This window comes from Acidaminobacter sp., from assembly GCF_030247605.1.
In the GTDB taxonomy this organism is placed as follows: domain Bacteria; phylum Bacillota; class Clostridia; order Peptostreptococcales; family Acidaminobacteraceae; genus Acidaminobacter.
Genome location: NZ_JAOTSB010000008.1, coordinates 23,154 through 38,663, shown reverse-complemented (window position 1 = coordinate 38,663; position 15,510 = coordinate 23,154). Strand labels below are relative to the sequence as shown.

General features: G+C 48.7%; 12 protein-coding genes. 3 read left to right on the top strand and 9 right to left on the bottom strand.

Annotated features, from left to right (window positions below):
- Positions 1-43 precede the first annotated feature (43 nt).
- The 4 genes from OEL90_RS05760 to OEL90_RS05745 all read right to left on the bottom strand — a co-directional run bounded on the left by OEL90_RS05760 (position 44) and on the right by OEL90_RS05745 (position 5,254).
- Positions 44-1,621 carry an ATP-binding protein gene (locus OEL90_RS05760; protein WP_300687474.1) on the bottom strand — a complete coding sequence of 526 codons (1,578 nt, stop codon included), beginning with the start codon at positions 1,619-1,621 and terminating at the stop codon, positions 44-46.
- A gap of 33 nt (positions 1,622-1,654) precedes the next feature.
- A complete protein-coding gene (locus OEL90_RS05755; protein ID WP_300687473.1) occupies positions 1,655-3,145 on the bottom strand; it encodes a DUF2201 family putative metallopeptidase in 1,491 nt (496 codons plus the stop codon).
- 159 nt (positions 3,146-3,304) lie between these two features.
- The gene (locus tag OEL90_RS05750; RefSeq protein ID WP_291403490.1) at positions 3,305-3,631 is read right to left on the bottom strand and encodes a hypothetical protein; all 327 of its coding nucleotides are present in this window, start codon (positions 3,629-3,631) and stop codon (positions 3,305-3,307) included.
- Between the two features lie 225 nt (positions 3,632-3,856).
- The gene (locus tag OEL90_RS05745; protein ID WP_300687470.1) at positions 3,857-5,254 is read right to left on the bottom strand and encodes a DUF2254 domain-containing protein; all 1,398 of its coding nucleotides are present in this window, start codon (positions 5,252-5,254) and stop codon (positions 3,857-3,859) included.
- 180 nt (positions 5,255-5,434) lie between these two features.
- Between OEL90_RS05745 and OEL90_RS05740 the strand changes: the two genes are divergently transcribed.
- The gene (locus tag OEL90_RS05740; protein WP_300687468.1) at positions 5,435-6,703 is read left to right on the top strand and encodes a M48 family metallopeptidase; all 1,269 of its coding nucleotides are present in this window, start codon (positions 5,435-5,437) and stop codon (positions 6,701-6,703) included.
- Between the two features lie 60 nt (positions 6,704-6,763).
- On the opposite strand, the gene OEL90_RS05735 is transcribed toward OEL90_RS05740, so the two are convergent.
- The 4 genes from OEL90_RS05735 to OEL90_RS05720 form a co-directional block, all read right to left on the bottom strand.
- A complete protein-coding gene (locus OEL90_RS05735) occupies positions 6,764-7,132 on the bottom strand; it encodes a hypothetical protein (RefSeq protein ID WP_291403485.1) in 369 nt (122 codons plus the stop codon).
- 350 nt (positions 7,133-7,482) lie between these two features.
- Positions 7,483-7,944 carry a hypothetical protein gene (locus OEL90_RS05730; protein ID WP_291403483.1) on the bottom strand — a complete coding sequence of 154 codons (462 nt, stop codon included), beginning with the start codon at positions 7,942-7,944 and terminating at the stop codon, positions 7,483-7,485.
- 35 nt (positions 7,945-7,979) lie between these two features.
- The gene (locus OEL90_RS05725; protein ID WP_300687466.1) at positions 7,980-8,861 is read right to left on the bottom strand and encodes a VOC family protein; all 882 of its coding nucleotides are present in this window, start codon (positions 8,859-8,861) and stop codon (positions 7,980-7,982) included.
- A 342-nt stretch (positions 8,862-9,203) separates the two neighbouring features.
- Positions 9,204-11,405 (bottom strand): M6 family metalloprotease domain-containing protein, encoded by a 2,202-nt coding sequence (locus OEL90_RS05720; RefSeq protein WP_300687464.1) that lies wholly within the window; start codon positions 11,403-11,405, stop codon positions 9,204-9,206.
- A gap of 473 nt (positions 11,406-11,878) precedes the next feature.
- Here OEL90_RS05720 and OEL90_RS05715 point away from each other — a divergent pair, with 473 nt between their 5' ends.
- Positions 11,879-14,047: a stalk domain-containing protein gene (locus OEL90_RS05715; RefSeq protein ID WP_300687462.1), complete on the top strand. Its 2,169-nt coding sequence runs from the start codon at positions 11,879-11,881 to the stop codon at positions 14,045-14,047.
- Positions 14,048-14,205: 158 nt separating this feature from the next.
- On the opposite strand, the gene OEL90_RS05710 is transcribed toward OEL90_RS05715, so the two are convergent.
- Entirely contained in the window at positions 14,206-14,763 is a 558-nt protein-coding gene (locus OEL90_RS05710; RefSeq protein ID WP_300687460.1) for a glutathione peroxidase, read from the bottom strand.
- A 188-nt stretch (positions 14,764-14,951) separates the two neighbouring features.
- Here OEL90_RS05710 and OEL90_RS05705 point away from each other — a divergent pair, with 188 nt between their 5' ends.
- Positions 14,952-15,389 (top strand): MarR family winged helix-turn-helix transcriptional regulator, encoded by a 438-nt coding sequence (locus OEL90_RS05705; RefSeq protein WP_300687458.1) that lies wholly within the window; start codon positions 14,952-14,954, stop codon positions 15,387-15,389.
- Positions 15,390-15,510: the final 121 nt, after the last annotated feature.

The window sequence follows — 15,510 nt, the reverse complement described above, 5'->3', positions numbered from 1 at the left end:
ACCTCCTTTGAAGCGCGGTTATTCAGTCAGCAACACATTATGATCATTTCTCAAGCGAGTGCATAGCTGATCCAAGGGCTTCAATTTTTTGAACAATCTCCTGCTGGCGCTCATAGAACAGAAGCGCCTTGTTGTGCTTGAAATAAGCGTCGCAGCCGAATTGTCCAATAAAACCAGCGCTATGACAATTGGCGGTGAGCTCTGTCACCAGTATCAAAATTTCATTGCCGGAACCATAAGCCTCGTCTACAAACGCAAACATGTGGTCGAGGTTTTTTTGAACTTCCGTGATACTGGATTTGAGTTTAGCCACATCCTGTTCAAATAAGGACTTCAGGATCTCAAACGCTTCAGCGGAACTGCCGGCAGCTGCCAGCACCAATTTTGATTTATATGCCTCCATTGCCTGAATGATCCTGAGATGGATCGCCTTTCGCTCCTGAGACACTGCGCCGGTCATCTTTTCCTTATACATAGCCTGCTGCTGGCCTTGAATGGCTTCCTCCAGGAGATCAATTGCCGATGGCGCTGCAGACTGGACCGGTCCTCTTTCTGACATAAAGGATGAAGCACTGCCTCCCATAAGCCTTGCCTTCACGTCTTTGAGAAGCTTTACTAGCTCTGAGATCACCCTGTCCATTTCGACTGTATCCCGCATTTCAGCAGTCACAGCGTCAAGAAGCAGCCCCAAAAGGGACAGACGCTCGTCAAACCGCGCCGCAGCCGCCCGCTCCAGAAGTGTCTCAGAGGCATTTCCCTCTAAGATTTCACGAATCTGATAGTCGGATTTATATTTATTGTAGAGATCATAATACACCGAGAAGTCCTTGGCGATTTTGTTGTTTTGGAGGTACTGGATGATCAAGTGCTCATCCACCAGAATGCCGGCACCCTCATAGAGCTGAATCATTTTGGACAGATCTTCCCAGCCCCTGGCGGTAACGAAGGCTTTGCCATCTATGGTGGTTTCCACTGAATAGAAATGGTGGTTCTTCAGTTCAAGATAGGAAAGGATCGCGCCGTGGACCTGCTGCTGATAGGCGTATTCCTTCCAGACCTTGAGGTTGGGTTCCACGTCAATTTTTTTGATGCGGTCCATAGTGACAATGTCAAACTCACGGACGGATTTGTTATATTCCGGCGGGTTGCCTGCGGTGACAATAATCCAGCCATCCGGCACCTTATGGCGTCCGAAAATTTTAAACTGGAGGAACTGAAGCATAGCCGGAGCCAACGTCTCAGAGACGCAGTTCAACTCGTCCAGGAACAGGATCCCCTCGTGAACCCCGGAAGCCTCCATGGTGTCATAGATGCTGGCAATGATTTCGCTCATGGTATATTCTGAAACGTCATATTCCTTGCCACCATAGGTCTTTCGGGCAATAAACGGGAGCCCCAGGGCGCTTTGGCGGGTATGATGCGTCATGGAATAGGCCACGAGACCAATGCTCATTTCCTCGGCGATCTGCTCCATGATAGCGGTTTTTCCAATTCCCGGCACACCATATAGGAAAATGGGGCGCTGCTTCTCAACCGGAATTTTGTAGTCGTTGAATTCATCCTTGGAAAGATAGGCGAAGACCGCGTTCTTGACCTGGGTCTTGGCGTCTTTGATATTCATGGGCGTCACTCCTTGTTCTGTCACTTTGCGGTCTTAGTTTACCAGTGATTCCGGCGGCAGGACCAGTTTGATGGCCCAGGGCGGAACCTCAATCTGGCTGGTGATTTCATCCCCTAAAAAGACGAAAGCGGTGTCATATGAGGTTGGGTGTTTGGGGTAGGTGCCAAAACCATCGGTAAAATAAATTAATCCTTTAAGGTTCTCGAACTCTCCGGCTTCAATCAGCTCATCCACATAGCGAAAAACTGGTCGAAAATCCGTGCCGCCTTCGCCCAGCAGCTCGAGGGTACTCAGAAACGTGTCAAACTCTGCCTGAGACGTGATCTTGGTATCCTTTTGGAGCATGTCGTCGCACTGCAGGATATGGAGATTGATCTTCGAGAAAAAGTTTTCGCTCTGCTTCAATAGGTTGTAGGTTTTGTTGAGGAACGCCTGAACCACGGTCCCCGAGCAGGAGCCGGAGGTGTCAATGGCAACGACGAACTCCCGAACCCGCTTGGTTTCCTTATATTCCAGAGGCTCGATCAAAGGAATCTTTTCATAGAGCTTTAATCCATAGGTATAGAAAATGTAATCATATTCATCGTCGTTGACCTGCATTTCCTCACCGAGGACCGCAAAGCGCTTCAGAAAAGCGCTGTAGTCATAGGTTTCACGCCGGAGGGCGTTCAGGTTGTGGGTCAGACTATTGGGCTGCTCACCCCAGGCCTTCGAAAAATTTTCTATGTCCATTTTAACGCGGTCACTTATTTTTTGCCAGGTGTCAAAGGCCTCTTCGCGGTCCGCCTCTGAAGTTCTGGGCATTTGCGTTCTTCGAGTTTCAGTGTTGTTGGTGTTTTGCGTGTGGTCATTTTCCCTGGCATCCGGCCTGGTGTCTTCCTCACTGCTGTCCTGGTCCCGCTCTCGCCGGCGACCCTGGTCGTCCTGATTTTCATCCCGGTCTTCATTTTTTTGATCTTCAGGTTTTTGATCGCCCTCATCCGGATTTTCGACGTACCAGGTTTGATGCTCATCACGGTAGAAGAGCTTCTTGAGTTCGGCTAATTCTTGTTCCCCTGTATCGGAATCCGCCAGGTGTCTGTAGAGGGTCTCAGCCGTTAAGACTGCCAGACTGTTTTTAAGCGCCTCAATGTGTCTGAGCTTTTCAGCCTGTCGGGGATCCGGCGTCTTGTGCACACCCAGCTCCAGCATCAGGTTTTCAACGGTGATATCACACGCCAAATTCCAGCGTTCCCGGTCAATGCCTTTTCCCACGAAAGGATGATTGAACACCCAGTGAAAGACGACGTGCAAATAGTCTCTGGATAGAGTTTCCCGGTCCTTCATGTAGGTTTCCAGCACATACCGCGTATTGTAAAAGAAGTGGGTGCCATCCGAGGTGAACCCCTTCAGGTCAAAGGGAATCGGGACCAGCTGACAAAGGGCCACATCCATGAATCTGAGCCCTACCATCAGCGAATCTCGCGTCAGCTTCATAATTTCTGCCGACAGTCTGTCCGCCTCCGAGGTTAAATTCTCCTGCATCCCAGTCCCCTCCTGTTCTCTGATGTAAGCTGTCATTCTTTCTTATAATGACGGTATCACGCTTACAAAAAGAAGTAAAGTGTTTGGAATCTAAAAGAAAGCCCCGAGTCCGACTCACGGACGCGGGACTTTCCAGCTTTCGTTCACATTCTTACTCAATTATTTCTCAATTGGCTTCAGCACAACCTCAATCTTTGCACTATCCGCTATGCCAATTTTCCCGGAAGCGACGTCCACGCCAAACTCGAGATTGAGCTTGACCTGATCCAGCTTAAATCCCGCTTCCTTCTGCTTTTCACTCTGGGCGGAGATTATTTTGCTGAGATTGTTCATTACGTTATCATAAGCCTTCTCAAAAGTATCTGTGCTGACTTCCAGATAATTGGGCGTCTCCATGTTATCACTGCCCATAAAATCATAATCTTGATCCTCACTGAAAACAAAAGGAATCATATCCGTGTTGTCCTTTTTTTCCGGTTGACCCATACCGCCCGCCTCCTCATGTTGAAATGTCATGCTTTTATTATGCCCAAAAGCAATTGGCTTACTCATAATTTTAAGAAGCAGATTAAAGGTTATTATTTTGTCAAGCCATGTCTGAAACTGCCTCTGATTGTCACTTATTGTTTAATCCAGTTGAAAAAAGAAACATTATCCATGCTTTTGTTCGTTGTTTACTCAAACGACCCCGCCAACCGGATTTAATTTTTTTTATAGCCTTACTGAGCCAGCCTGCTTCCCAAGGGCAATGAGCGCTTGAATGTCCGCCCGCTCCTTCTCCAGCAGGTCTCGATCATACCCCTCCAGCAGAGCCGGGTCCAGCTTGCTCCAAAGGACCTCGAGAAACGACAGCACTGCCCTCCGGTTCTCCATGGATGCCTTTTCCATGACAAACCGCAGCGCCTTCAACAGTGACAGCATCACAGACACATCCGAACGCCCGTAGTGAACGATCTGATAGAACCCGGCATAAAGCTCTTGCTTGAAGTCAACCGCCTCGAATACTGCATCGCCTTTAGGGACGCCGGCTTCTTCACTGCCTGAACGCCCGCCTGACTCATTGCGCTCCTCAGGTTCTTGAGTCTTTTCAGTCGACGACGCCCCCACAGAGTAGACAAAATACCCGCCTTCAAGGCTCGCAAGCCGCGACACTAACACCCCCAACATTTTGAGGCAGTGCCTGGCCGTATTGGGGTCGTTGATGCCCGGTGAAATAGCCCTAAGGGCAATCTCGACGATCTTCTGAATAGAAAAATTGAAGTTTTGATATTCCAGCTTTTCGCTGCCAATCGCTATATAGTCGAGGGCTTTCTCCATCTCACCGGCTTCAGCCGTCATCTCACGATCAAAGTAAAGCACCACGAGCGGCGTTTCATCCGTCACGAACTGCCCGTTAATCTTCTCAACGACCACGCGGCACCCCAGAGACCTGGCCAGCGCCGCGAGCTTTTCATGCTCAATCCGCTGGATATAGCCATAGCGCCTGCTCTTCAGCCGCACCACAAAAGCCTGGTCTCCCGTCTCAAGCCTCTCCAGCCGCTCGCATCGCTTCTGCAGCCCATGATACGCCTCAATGTTTTCCTCTGCCTCGTCAAAAATCCTTTGAATCAGGTTGTGCGTCTGGATGTAGGAGCCCACGTGCTGGATATACACCATAAACTGCACCAGACATACCAAAGCAAAAGCTATGCCGATGGTCGCAGAAACCACCAAATGATCCCCCAGACTATTACGCATGAACATCAAAGTTATAATGGCGTAGACAAATCCACCCATGAAGACACCCAGGACCTTCATGGTATCGTCATCCGACAGGAAATTTTCCACCGTGCGCGGGGAAAATTGAGAAGCGTAGGTGGTCAGAACTACCATGGTTGTGGAAAAGGTGAAGGTCGTCATGGTCATAAGGGACCCGGCAATGACGCTGAGAATAGTTTTAGCGAGATCAACACTGGTCAGGAACAAAGTCGGAAAGCCGTCTCCGGAGGATAAGACCTGACTGAGGTCGAACCACCCCACTCCAAAAGCGAGAATAAAAGATAGCCCAGAAATGAGTGCCGGATAAAACCAGACGCGTTTTCGGATCATAAGCTGCAGTTTTTTTAACATGCGGACGCCTCCAATTTCAAAATTTCCTGTGTACAGCGGCATATTCTGTCTATGTTATGTCTATTACCCGTAAATAGAATGGGATTGCATAATCACGACTAAAAAGTTTTTGTAAATAGTGTGGCGCAAAGTTGGGTACAATAGTCTGTGACACAGCTGCACTCAAAGGAGGGCCATAGCATGCTAATCTTTACAATCCTAATCGTCATTTTCACGCTGGTGCTGGAAACAACCATCAGCCTGTTAAACTACCGCCGCCGCAGCCAGCCTATCCCAGAAAATGTCCGGGATGTCTACGACTCGGCTCAATATCAGCGCTGGCTCGACTACACCATGGAAACCCACAGACTTGCCATGATCTCACGGGTTGTCAACACCGGGGCGCTGGTCGCAGTGCTCCTATTCAAGGGTTTTCCGTACCTGGCCCAGCGCGCTGACGGCCTGACCGGTCACGAGATTCTGAGGGTGCTTGTTTTTCTGGGACTGGTTTATTTGCTCCAGTACACCCTGAACCTGGGCTTCAAACTCTACAGAACCTTTGGCATAGAGTCGCGCTATGGCTTTAACGCCACGACATCGCGCGTGTTTGTTCTGGATCAGATCAAGTCGGTCATCCTGGGCCTGCTGCTGGGCGGAGGCCTGCTTTACTGCCTGCTGTGGCTGTATTTAAATCTGTTTAAGGCGTCTTCTGGGCCAGGCAGCGGGGCGGCATGGGTCCAGGTCTGGCTGATCGCATGGCTGCTGATTGTTCTGGTGACTCTGGTCGTAAATCTTTTGTATACAAAAGTCTTCATTCGACTGTTCAATACCCTGACGCCTCTGAGGTCGGGACCCCTGTACGATCAAATCGTCGGGCTGGCGGACAACACCGGTTACGCCATTAAGGAAATCAGCGTGATGGACGCCTCTAAGCGTTCTACCCGGCTCAATGCCTTTTTCTCCGGCTTTGGCCGTTTCAAGCACATTGTGCTCTATGATACACTCATTGAAAAGTGTGGTCTCGAAGAGGTTGTGGCCGTCTTGGCCCATGAAATTGGCCATGCCAAGCATAAGGACGTCCTAAAGAATTTCCTGCTGTCCGTGGTCCAGATTGGGGCGACCCTCGCGCTGCTCCTGTTTTTCCTGACCGCTTCAGGCAGTTGGGCGTCGTCCTTCGGGTTTTCCAATCCGCACCTTGGTTTTGCCCTTCTCCACTTTGGGATGCTCACGGATCCCCTCGGATTCCTGCTTGGCATTCCCCTTACCGCAATCTCCCGCAGGGCAGAGTATGCGGCCGATGGTTTCGCCGCCTCCACCACCAGCGGCCCAGCCATGACTCGCGCCCTCAAAATTCTAGCTCGTGAGAATTTCTCCAACCTGACCCCTCACCCCCTGGCCGTCAAACTCACCTACACACACCCGCCCATCAGTCAACGGATTGAGGCGATTGAGAGGCTTGGTGGACAGTAGATAATCGCAAAAAATAATATAGGGCAGCTGGCGCGTTACCGCGCCGGCTGCCCTTCTCTTTTAAACTGCCGCACCAAATTTTTTTGTTACCTCAAACACTTGAACTTGATCTGCCGGTTTTAGCACAACTTCAATTTTTGCTGATCCGTCCAGCCCAATCCTGCCGCTGGAGGAATCCAGTTTGAACTCGAGATTCAGCGTGACCTGATCTACTTTAAATCCATTTTCCATTTGTTTTTCGCTTTGTTTTGCAATAGACCTGCTGATGTTGGTGAGTGCCTGATCATAGGCATTTCCAAAGGCCTCAGCAGAAACCTCTTTGTAATTCGAAGGGAACATGTCTCCTCCGCGCATAAAGTCGTAATCGAGATCTTCATTAAGGACAAAAGGGATCCTATCGTTAGCGTGGATGACATCTTTTTTACTCATGTTTATTCCCTCCTAATTTTTCGTTAAATTTTTGTTGATATTATTTGTTCAGGTAAAATTATTTATGTATTTGTTAAATTGACTATAACACATGAATTCTGAATATTCAATAAATAATTTTGAAATAATGAAATTTTTTTTCGAATCCGAGTTAAAATCAACGTTTTTATGAAAATATTTTTAGTAACAAGAAGCGGGTGTCAGACACCAACTTCCACATTTCTATTTTTTTTTTGGGGGGGAGTTGGTGTTCGCAGCCATTGGCCTATCGCGGCCGCTTACCTATTGCACCGCAAAAAAAGAAGCGGATCAACAGTTTAAAACCACTGAGATCCGCTCCATTCGCTTTCTTACTTAACCTTCTTAATCACAATTTCGTACGCCGATCCATCCTCCATAGTGACGAGGACACCCGGCTGCTCACTTTGAATGCCGGCTTTCTTAAAAGATTGAATCTTCACTGCGCCGTAATCCGTTGGCTCTTCAAAAACATCCTCCAGAAGCAATTCGAGAATCAGCTGGTCTGTCATAGCTTTGACAGGATTGTTAAACTTGGCGCCATCAGAGAATTTTTCAAATCCGGTTGATTTTTCCCCTCCTGATGGCTTCGATCCACTAAAGGTTTTTGATCCGCTCATGGTCTTTGGGCCACCCGCTGGCTTTGATCCCCCAAAGGACTTCGATTCACCTGACGATTTTACTCCTCCGGTTGTCTTCAAACCTCCGGTGCTTTTCCCTTGAGCAGCTGGCTTGGTGCCAGCCTCAGGTTTAGCCTTCCATGATGGCTTACTTTTCGATACGATTTTTGCCATACTTTGACGCTCCTTGTTCAAAATTTATGGAAAACTTAGCCTTTCGCAGCCTCTTTCAGCGTTTCAAGATCAAATTTCTTCATTTTGAGGAAGGCTTGGGTGACACGAGCCAGCTGATCTGTATCCTCGGTCACCATTAAGTCATTCATAATGGAAGGCACGATCTGCCAGGAAAGACCAAACTTGTCCTTCAGCCAGCCGCACTGCTCCGCTTCCGGAACGGCACTGAGGGCATCCCAGAAATGGTCAATTTCCTCCTGGGTATCGCAGTGGACCACCAGGGAAACCGCCTCATTAAAAGTGAAATCGTGCTCATAAGCACTGTCCATGGCGGCTATCTGATAACCGTCCAGGGTAAATTGCATGTGCTGAATCGTTCCCGGTTTGTTTGGTGCCCAGCCCTCTTCATAGCGCATGATGCCGCCAATTTCAGAGTTGTTGAAGAGACTGGCATAAAACTCAGCCGCCGGTTCAGCGTTGCCGCACTGATCACCGACAAACATGAGGGTCGGTTTGATCTTTTGTGTGATAGGCGCATCCCCCGTGCACATAAACTGCCAGGACAAGCCGTATTTGTCCATCAGCCAGCCATATCTGGCGCTGAAGTCATAAGTGTCCAGCGGCATGAGCGCAGCACCGCCTTCAATCAGTTTGCCCCAGAAAGCGTCCACCTCTTCAGGTGTGCTGCAGGAGACCAGAAAGGACACCGCAGGCGTAAACTTGAAGTACGGACCTGCTGACATGAGCATAAACTCCTGACCGGCAAGCTGAATCATCAAAATTTCCGCGTTACCTGAAGGCGTGTCTTTGAGGACGTTTTTGCTGATGAGCCTGGATTTCTCGAATAGTGACATGTAGAACTCAGCAGCTTCAGCAGCTTCCGTATCATACCATAAATGCGGCACTATTTTTTGCATGAAGATCCTCCTCTAATTCAAAAGCGAAAGTTTTGCCGATGGTCACCCAACCACCCCATCAGCCCATCATCAATAATTTCAAAACCTGCTTTCTAGCTGTGACAAACAATTATAGATTCGATTTGTCAGCTTTTCTATTATACCCAAATATTGCGTCATTGCTAAAATAAATGAACGGAAATCAAAAACGAGGGAAAGCAGCGTCATGCCGAAAGTTAGGGGGCCAACTTCCGCAGCGCTGCTTTCCCTCTTGTGGATTGATCAATCTGACTTCAGAATTTACACGAAATTATTTTGTCAATATTTGAGGATCAACATGTCATTCACAGATCGCACTTTGTACTATTTTGCAGGACTAACCTGAATTTGCATGAATGGTGCCTGTGGATTTTTGACTTTCAGGTATGGTTCTTGAAGGACGGTGATCATGGTTCCGGTGTTTGGATTCATGACACTGCCTAATGGATTAGCTGGATCGTAATAGGTAATCCTGTCGTCGAAAACCTTGACACCAGGGAGGCTAGGGACAGGGGAAAGAACGCCATTGTGATGAATGTTAGGAATACCATCTGTAGGTGAAATGGAGAAGGTTGAATCGTAAGACTGGATGCGGTTGCGCCATATGCCATTATCTACACGTTTAAGTGCTTGATAATGTGCATCAATTGGCAGCAGCAAACCTTGTCCTGGGTGTAATCCTGTATTATTGTCTGCTTGTGCTGTATCCCAATAGTGAATCAAAAGTCCGTCTTGATATGGGAAGTGGTCGACGAAATCAGGCATAGTTGGATACCCAAAGTAATATGGGCCTGTTTTGAGAACACTGTCATAGCCCAGGTAGGATCTGTATTCGGCGACGTAATATTGGTTGAAAAATTTGTCTTCTGTTCCTGTGGTGATTCTGAAACCAGTCATTGTCCAACCTTCGTCTAATTCAGCACCATAGGTTGCAGCATCACCTGAGACAGTTATGTCGTCTACCATCAAACCATCATAGTTAACACCGCCATCAGAAAGATATTTGAATCCAATCATGACCTGACCTGTATAAGCACTTAAATCTGCTGTTAAATCAACCCAACCGCCTGAATCACCATCAAAACCGAAATCAGGTTGATTGGAAAGATTAGTCGGTACATTTGACCAATTTACTCCACCATCAGTAGATATGATTAAGTATGCAAAGTCATAATCTTCTTCGATTCCATAATTTACTTTTGCATTTAATGTTGCACTTACTGGTAAGGTGAATGATTTTACCATCTTGTTATTCAGATTATTGGCTGATCCACTAAAGTAGAAGTAACTACCTGCAAATGGATCTGCGATAAAGCTCGTAACCGCTTTCTGCGGCAAAATCACAAACAACCCCTGTGCCTGTTTTGTGTTAAATTCCATTGGACCCAGTCTGTGAACAGATTTCACACCTGCTCTGGCGACCTCGTAATTCAGCCAACCAAGTTGGAATTTCTCCCAGGCACCCATATGACTTGGTTTGGAACCAATGTCATCTAAACCGTCATTCATCCAAGAGCCTGAAGACATCAACGTCCAGAAACCTGTTCCATTCTCTCCATAATAGTCATAAAGATCAGGCAGTCCGAGGTCGTGGCCAAATTCATGGGCAAAGACACCTACTCCGCCGTTTTCAGGTTGAACGGTGTACTTACCAACCCAATAGTCGCTGTCTCCAATTTGGATCCCACCATATAAGTTAAATGCAGGTCCATCAAAACCTATTAAGTTATATCGAGCGTACCAGCTATGGCTCCAAATAGTTGTAGGTGCCCCGCCGCCTTCTTCGCCATAACCAGCATGGACAGACTGGAAGGTATCAATATAACCATCAGGTTCATCAAAATTGCCATTCCCATTGTAGTCATAGCGGTCCCAAACATCAAACTGACTTAAATAGGCATTGATCTCAGCAGGTGTCTTCCCTGCTGCAATCTGAGATGCATACCAGCTGTTGACGCTGTCTTCAAGGAAGTACCAAACATTGGAATCAGGATTATCATCATAATCCACAAGATTACCAGGCACTTCCACCCAATCCGTCACATCCCCATGCACCGTGTAACGGTTGGAAGACTGCTCAATGTAATAGTTGCGCATGGAATTCGCGCCTTTGGCATCATCGAATAATAGGTCCATGTAATAGTCCCGGCTAAAGTCAGGAACCCAAATCGTTGTGTTGTCAACCGCTCTGTCCGGTTCAGGCATTGAGTTATGCGCTAAATCCGCAAACTCCCCAAGCACAGTCCAAATAGCCCCTTCTCCTTCGCGGGCCAGTTCAACAAATTGCCCTTTGGCGACTTCGACTGTATTGCCAGCATCCTTGCCACTTAATTTTGCTTCAAAAGCCTTACCCTTCAACTCCAATTGCTCAGTGGTGAGTGGATCTGGCTTATTGTCCATTTTGGGTGCTTCTTCGACACCCTCCTCAACATTACCGTCCCGATCGTTCACAGCATAGCCTGCAGGCATCATCCCCCAAACGAGGATGGCCATCAGCAACAATAGCCCAACTTTTTTCAAACACATTTTCAAGACCTCCAAATTGTATACAGGTTGCATTGCCAACATCTCTTAACCTTACATAATCTAGAATAAACCTCAACATCAAGCACACTTACATGGCCACCCCCTTTTTTAGCAGTATTTTCCCCAATAAAAAAACCGACCTAATTTCTTGGTCGGTTACGCTTTTGGCTCCTGTGGGGAAACGCGTCCATATGGTCCTCACATTCATCACTTCCGCTACATTTATACCCATTTTTTAAAAACTTATTTGCAAGCCATTTCAATTCCCCAGTCCTTCGATCAATTTCTTGATGCCTGATCCGACTCATAGTCCCCACTTGCCCTTCAATCTCCCAACTCTCTCCCAAATATGCTATCCTTAAGTATGATGAAACTTTTCACCCTATTCACACGTCTAAAATTAAAGCATTTTCTGCCGATGGTCTCATTAATCGCCGCATCACCCATCAACCAATATTGGGGGAATTCACACCATGATCTTTAAACTTGATTCATCACCAAAACTGATCCTCTCCGCGGCAAAAAACAAAAAAATCAAAGCCGTCCTGCTCACCGCATTTTTAACCGCGACCTTCGGCATTCTGACACCTTCCTTCGCCGCCCCAGCCACCACCCCACTGGTCAACCTCATCATTGATGGCCAGACCATCACCGCAGACCCGGCGCCTATGATCAAAAACGACCGCACTGTCGTTCCCCTTCGCGTTGTTTCCGAAACCCTGGGCGCCGAGGTCACCTGGAACGCGGCCGACCGCTCTGTTTTGATCGAAAAAGGCACCAGAACCATCCTCCTCAGAATCGACCGCAGCCTCGTGGACTACACCATCGACGGCCTTAAGCAGTACCAGTTCAGCGACGTACAGCCCTTCATCCATCAGGACCGGACCTTTGTGCCCCTGCGCCTGATCAGCAACGCTTTGGGCGTGGGCATTTCCTGGGAGGGCGAGACCCGAACCGTACGTGTGGATTCTTCGACGAGCGCAGTGATCGAGCCTTTCTTCGACATCAAACTCACCTCGATCAAGCCTAACGCCCTCATCCCCGGCACCACCACCCTTCAGTCGGCCTTTACGGCCGCGCCCCCAGAGAATGCCGCCAAGATCAAATACCTCCTGGTGGATCCTTCAACCGGTAAGGGTTTGGTGATTGCCCAAGGCAGCGATTTGTCCGGTTCCTACACCTGGAATCCTAAAATGAGAGACCAGGGCGCAAAAGTCCTCACCGCAGCCCTTTATTCTGAAAGTGGCCAGTTCCTCGGCGGCGATGCAGTTCCCGTAACCATAAGTATCAGTCCTGCTGTGGCCTTGATGGTCACCGGCGTTGAGGCCGGCCAACCCGCGACGGGCACGGTCAACCTGAGCGCACGCCTCAACTTTGGCGCAGCTTACGTGAAGTATGAGATCGTTCATCTCGCTACAGGGAAAACCCTCGCCACAGACGTCCAAGATCCGCTGGGCACTTACGCGTGGACCCCAACTGTAGAATATAACGGCGACGTGGCTCTGAAGGTCACCGCCTATGATCAGAAACATCAAGCCTATCCGGGACAAACCGTGACCCTCGCGGTGAATGTGCCACGGCGCCTCGCCCTGGGCGGCGTCAAGGCCGGGCAGACCATCAGCAAACCGGTCTCCCTCATAGCCGTTCGAAATTTTGATGCTCAGGCGACCGAATATATCCTTCGTGATCCCGTCACTCAGAAAGAAGAGTACCTGGCTCAAATCCCTTACGGCGCTCACGTCTGGTTCCCTGGACCGGCTTACTCAGGCAGCAAGGAGCTTCTGGTCCGTGTCAAGGACATGACTGGTGAGTGGTATACCAGCGATCCCGTGGCAGTTGTGCTCAGCGGCTCCAACCGGCTGCTCCTTCGAGGCGCAGGACCGGATCAGGTCATCACCACCGCTGTCCCTGCCAAGCTCAGCGCCCTGAGCAATTTTGAACTCTCCGGGATTCGCTACATCCTAACCCGGACATCGACGGGCAAACAAAAAATTGTCGCGTCCCTCCAAGGCAGCGCGACTGAATTCACCTATACCCCGGTCCCTGGCGATGATGGCCAGTACAAGCTCAAAGCCGTGGCCACGACAACTAACGGCCAAATTGTTGAAACCGAGGAAGTTGCTGTCATGGTCTACACGGGCAAGATCTATGGACCGCAGCCCATTATTGAAAAAAGCAAATTCCTCAGTATGGCCTCCAATCTGGCGGTGTACGATTTCCGCCAGTCCGGCATGTCCGCCGCCCTGCAAGCCGCTCAGGCGATCCTCGAGACCGGATGGGGCCAGAGCGTCCCCGTCGACAAATACACCGGCCGCCTTTCCTCCAACCTCTTTGGCATCAAGGGCAGCGGCCCTGCCGGCTCCGTCACCTCCAACACCTGGGAGGAATACAACGGCGTTGCCTTTAGAGTGGATGCGAAATTCAGAGCTTACTACAGCGCCAACGAAAGCTGGGCGGACCACAAGAAATTCTTGCTGACCGGTGCCCGCTACGAAACCTTCCGCACCGTGATGTTCGACAGCAGCCTCGGGGCCTGGGCGTTGAAGCGTGCCGGTTATGCCACCGACTCGAAGTATCCCATCAAATTGATGGATTTGATTGAAACCCACCAGCTCTACAAGCTGGACGAAATCGATTTGTAAGACGAAAAGAAGTGAGATCATCGCTCCCGATGACCTCACTTCTTTCATATCAAATGAAACTGGGTGTCTGACACCCAGTTTCTTTCCAAAAGAAACTCGGTGTCAGCGGCTTAAGCCTATCAACCCCCAGTTTCCTTCCGCTTTCTAACTGCGACCACTTACACCGCTGCTTCTTCACTGTATTGCAGCAGCGCCTCAATGTCCCCTTCAATCTCTTCCGGCTTCACAGTAGGGGAATAACGCTTGACCACGTGTCCGTCCTGATTCACCAGGAATTTCGTGAAGTTCCACTTGATGCTGTTGCCTAAAACCATCTGGTTGATGGATTTCAGTTTACCCAGGAAGCCTTCGCTCTCTTTATTCTCTGCATCCGATGGTTTCTGAGCCTTCAAGTACTTATAAAGCGGATCCGCATTCTCGCCATTGACATCGATTTTGCCAAAAGTTTTAAAAGTTGTGCCAAAATTGAGCTGGCAGAAGCTGACGATCTCTTCATTCGTTCCCGGCGCTTGATTTAGGAACTGATTGGACGGGAAGTCCAGAATTTCAAAGCCACTGTCCGCATATTTCTCATAAAGGGACTGAAGTCCGTCATACTGCGGTGTAAGTCCGCAAGCCGTGGCAGTATTGACGATCAGAAGCACCTTGCCTTCATAGTCTTTAAGTAAAACATCCTTATTCTCTGCATCTTTGACAACAAATTCATGTACTGACATAGTAAGCACCATCCATTCATTATATTGTGTGTTAACTTCGGTCGTTTTGAGGAGCAATTCATTTGTATTTGATACAATTGTATTGTACGCAATATATTTGTTGTCGTCAACCCTTTTGTTGACTTTTTAAAAAATATTTCATACAATTCAATTGTATAATTGATAAATCGACGGGAGGTCATACTACTATGACAACCACTGATGATCTGTTAAAACTCGACAATCAGCTCTGTTTCGCGCTCTACGTCGCTTCCAAGGAAATCATCCGCCTATACAAACCCCTGCTGGATCCCCTTGGTCTGACCTATACGGGCTACATTGTCATGCTCGTCCTCTGGGAGAAAGACCAAATCACCATCAAAGAACTGGGCGAGCGCCTTTCCCTGGACACCGGCACATTAACCCCCCTTCTTAAAAAAATGGAGGCCGATGGTCTCCTTTCCCGCCGCCGCAGCCCACTGGACGAGCGCCAGGTCTACATCTGGCTGACCGCAAAAGGCAAGCAGCTCAAAAACCCAGCGCTGGAGGTACCCAAGCAGATGATCTGCGCCTTGCCATCAGATCTGGAATCCACCGGCAACCTGCTCGTCGATCTGCATCGTCTGATTGGCGCATTAAAAAAGTGAATTTAATGCATTGAACTCTTATAAACAACTTGGAAGCGGGTGTCAGCGGCCTTTGGTCTATTGCCCACCCTCATTCAAAAAAAAGATCAAGCAAACGCCCAAGGGCATCTGCTTGATCTTT

Excerpts from the sequence above, each read along its gene's own strand:
- OEL90_RS05760 (WP_300687474.1), bottom strand. The coding sequence starts at position 1,621 with ATGAATATCAAAGACGCCAAGACCCAGGTCAAGAACGCGGTCTTCGCC.
- OEL90_RS05755 (WP_300687473.1), bottom strand. The coding sequence starts at position 3,145 with ATGCAGGAGAATTTAACCTCGGAGGCGGACAGACTGTCGGCAGAAATT.
- OEL90_RS05750 (WP_291403490.1), bottom strand. The coding sequence starts at position 3,631 with ATGGGTCAACCGGAAAAAAAGGACAACACGGATATGATTCCTTTTGTT.
- OEL90_RS05745 (WP_300687470.1), bottom strand. The coding sequence starts at position 5,254 with ATGTTAAAAAAACTGCAGCTTATGATCCGAAAACGCGTCTGGTTTTAT.
- OEL90_RS05740 (WP_300687468.1), top strand. The coding sequence starts at position 5,435 with ATGCTAATCTTTACAATCCTAATCGTCATTTTCACGCTGGTGCTGGAA.
- OEL90_RS05735 (WP_291403485.1), bottom strand. The coding sequence starts at position 7,132 with ATGAGTAAAAAAGATGTCATCCACGCTAACGATAGGATCCCTTTTGTC.
- OEL90_RS05730 (WP_291403483.1), bottom strand. The coding sequence starts at position 7,944 with ATGGCAAAAATCGTATCGAAAAGTAAGCCATCATGGAAGGCTAAACCT.
- OEL90_RS05725 (WP_300687466.1), bottom strand. The coding sequence starts at position 8,861 with ATGCAAAAAATAGTGCCGCATTTATGGTATGATACGGAAGCTGCTGAA.
- OEL90_RS05720 (WP_300687464.1), bottom strand. The coding sequence starts at position 11,405 with ATGTGTTTGAAAAAAGTTGGGCTATTGTTGCTGATGGCCATCCTCGTT.
- OEL90_RS05715 (WP_300687462.1), top strand. The coding sequence starts at position 11,879 with ATGATCTTTAAACTTGATTCATCACCAAAACTGATCCTCTCCGCGGCA.
- OEL90_RS05710 (WP_300687460.1), bottom strand. The coding sequence starts at position 14,763 with ATGTCAGTACATGAATTTGTTGTCAAAGATGCAGAGAATAAGGATGTT.
- OEL90_RS05705 (WP_300687458.1), top strand. The coding sequence starts at position 14,952 with ATGACAACCACTGATGATCTGTTAAAACTCGACAATCAGCTCTGTTTC.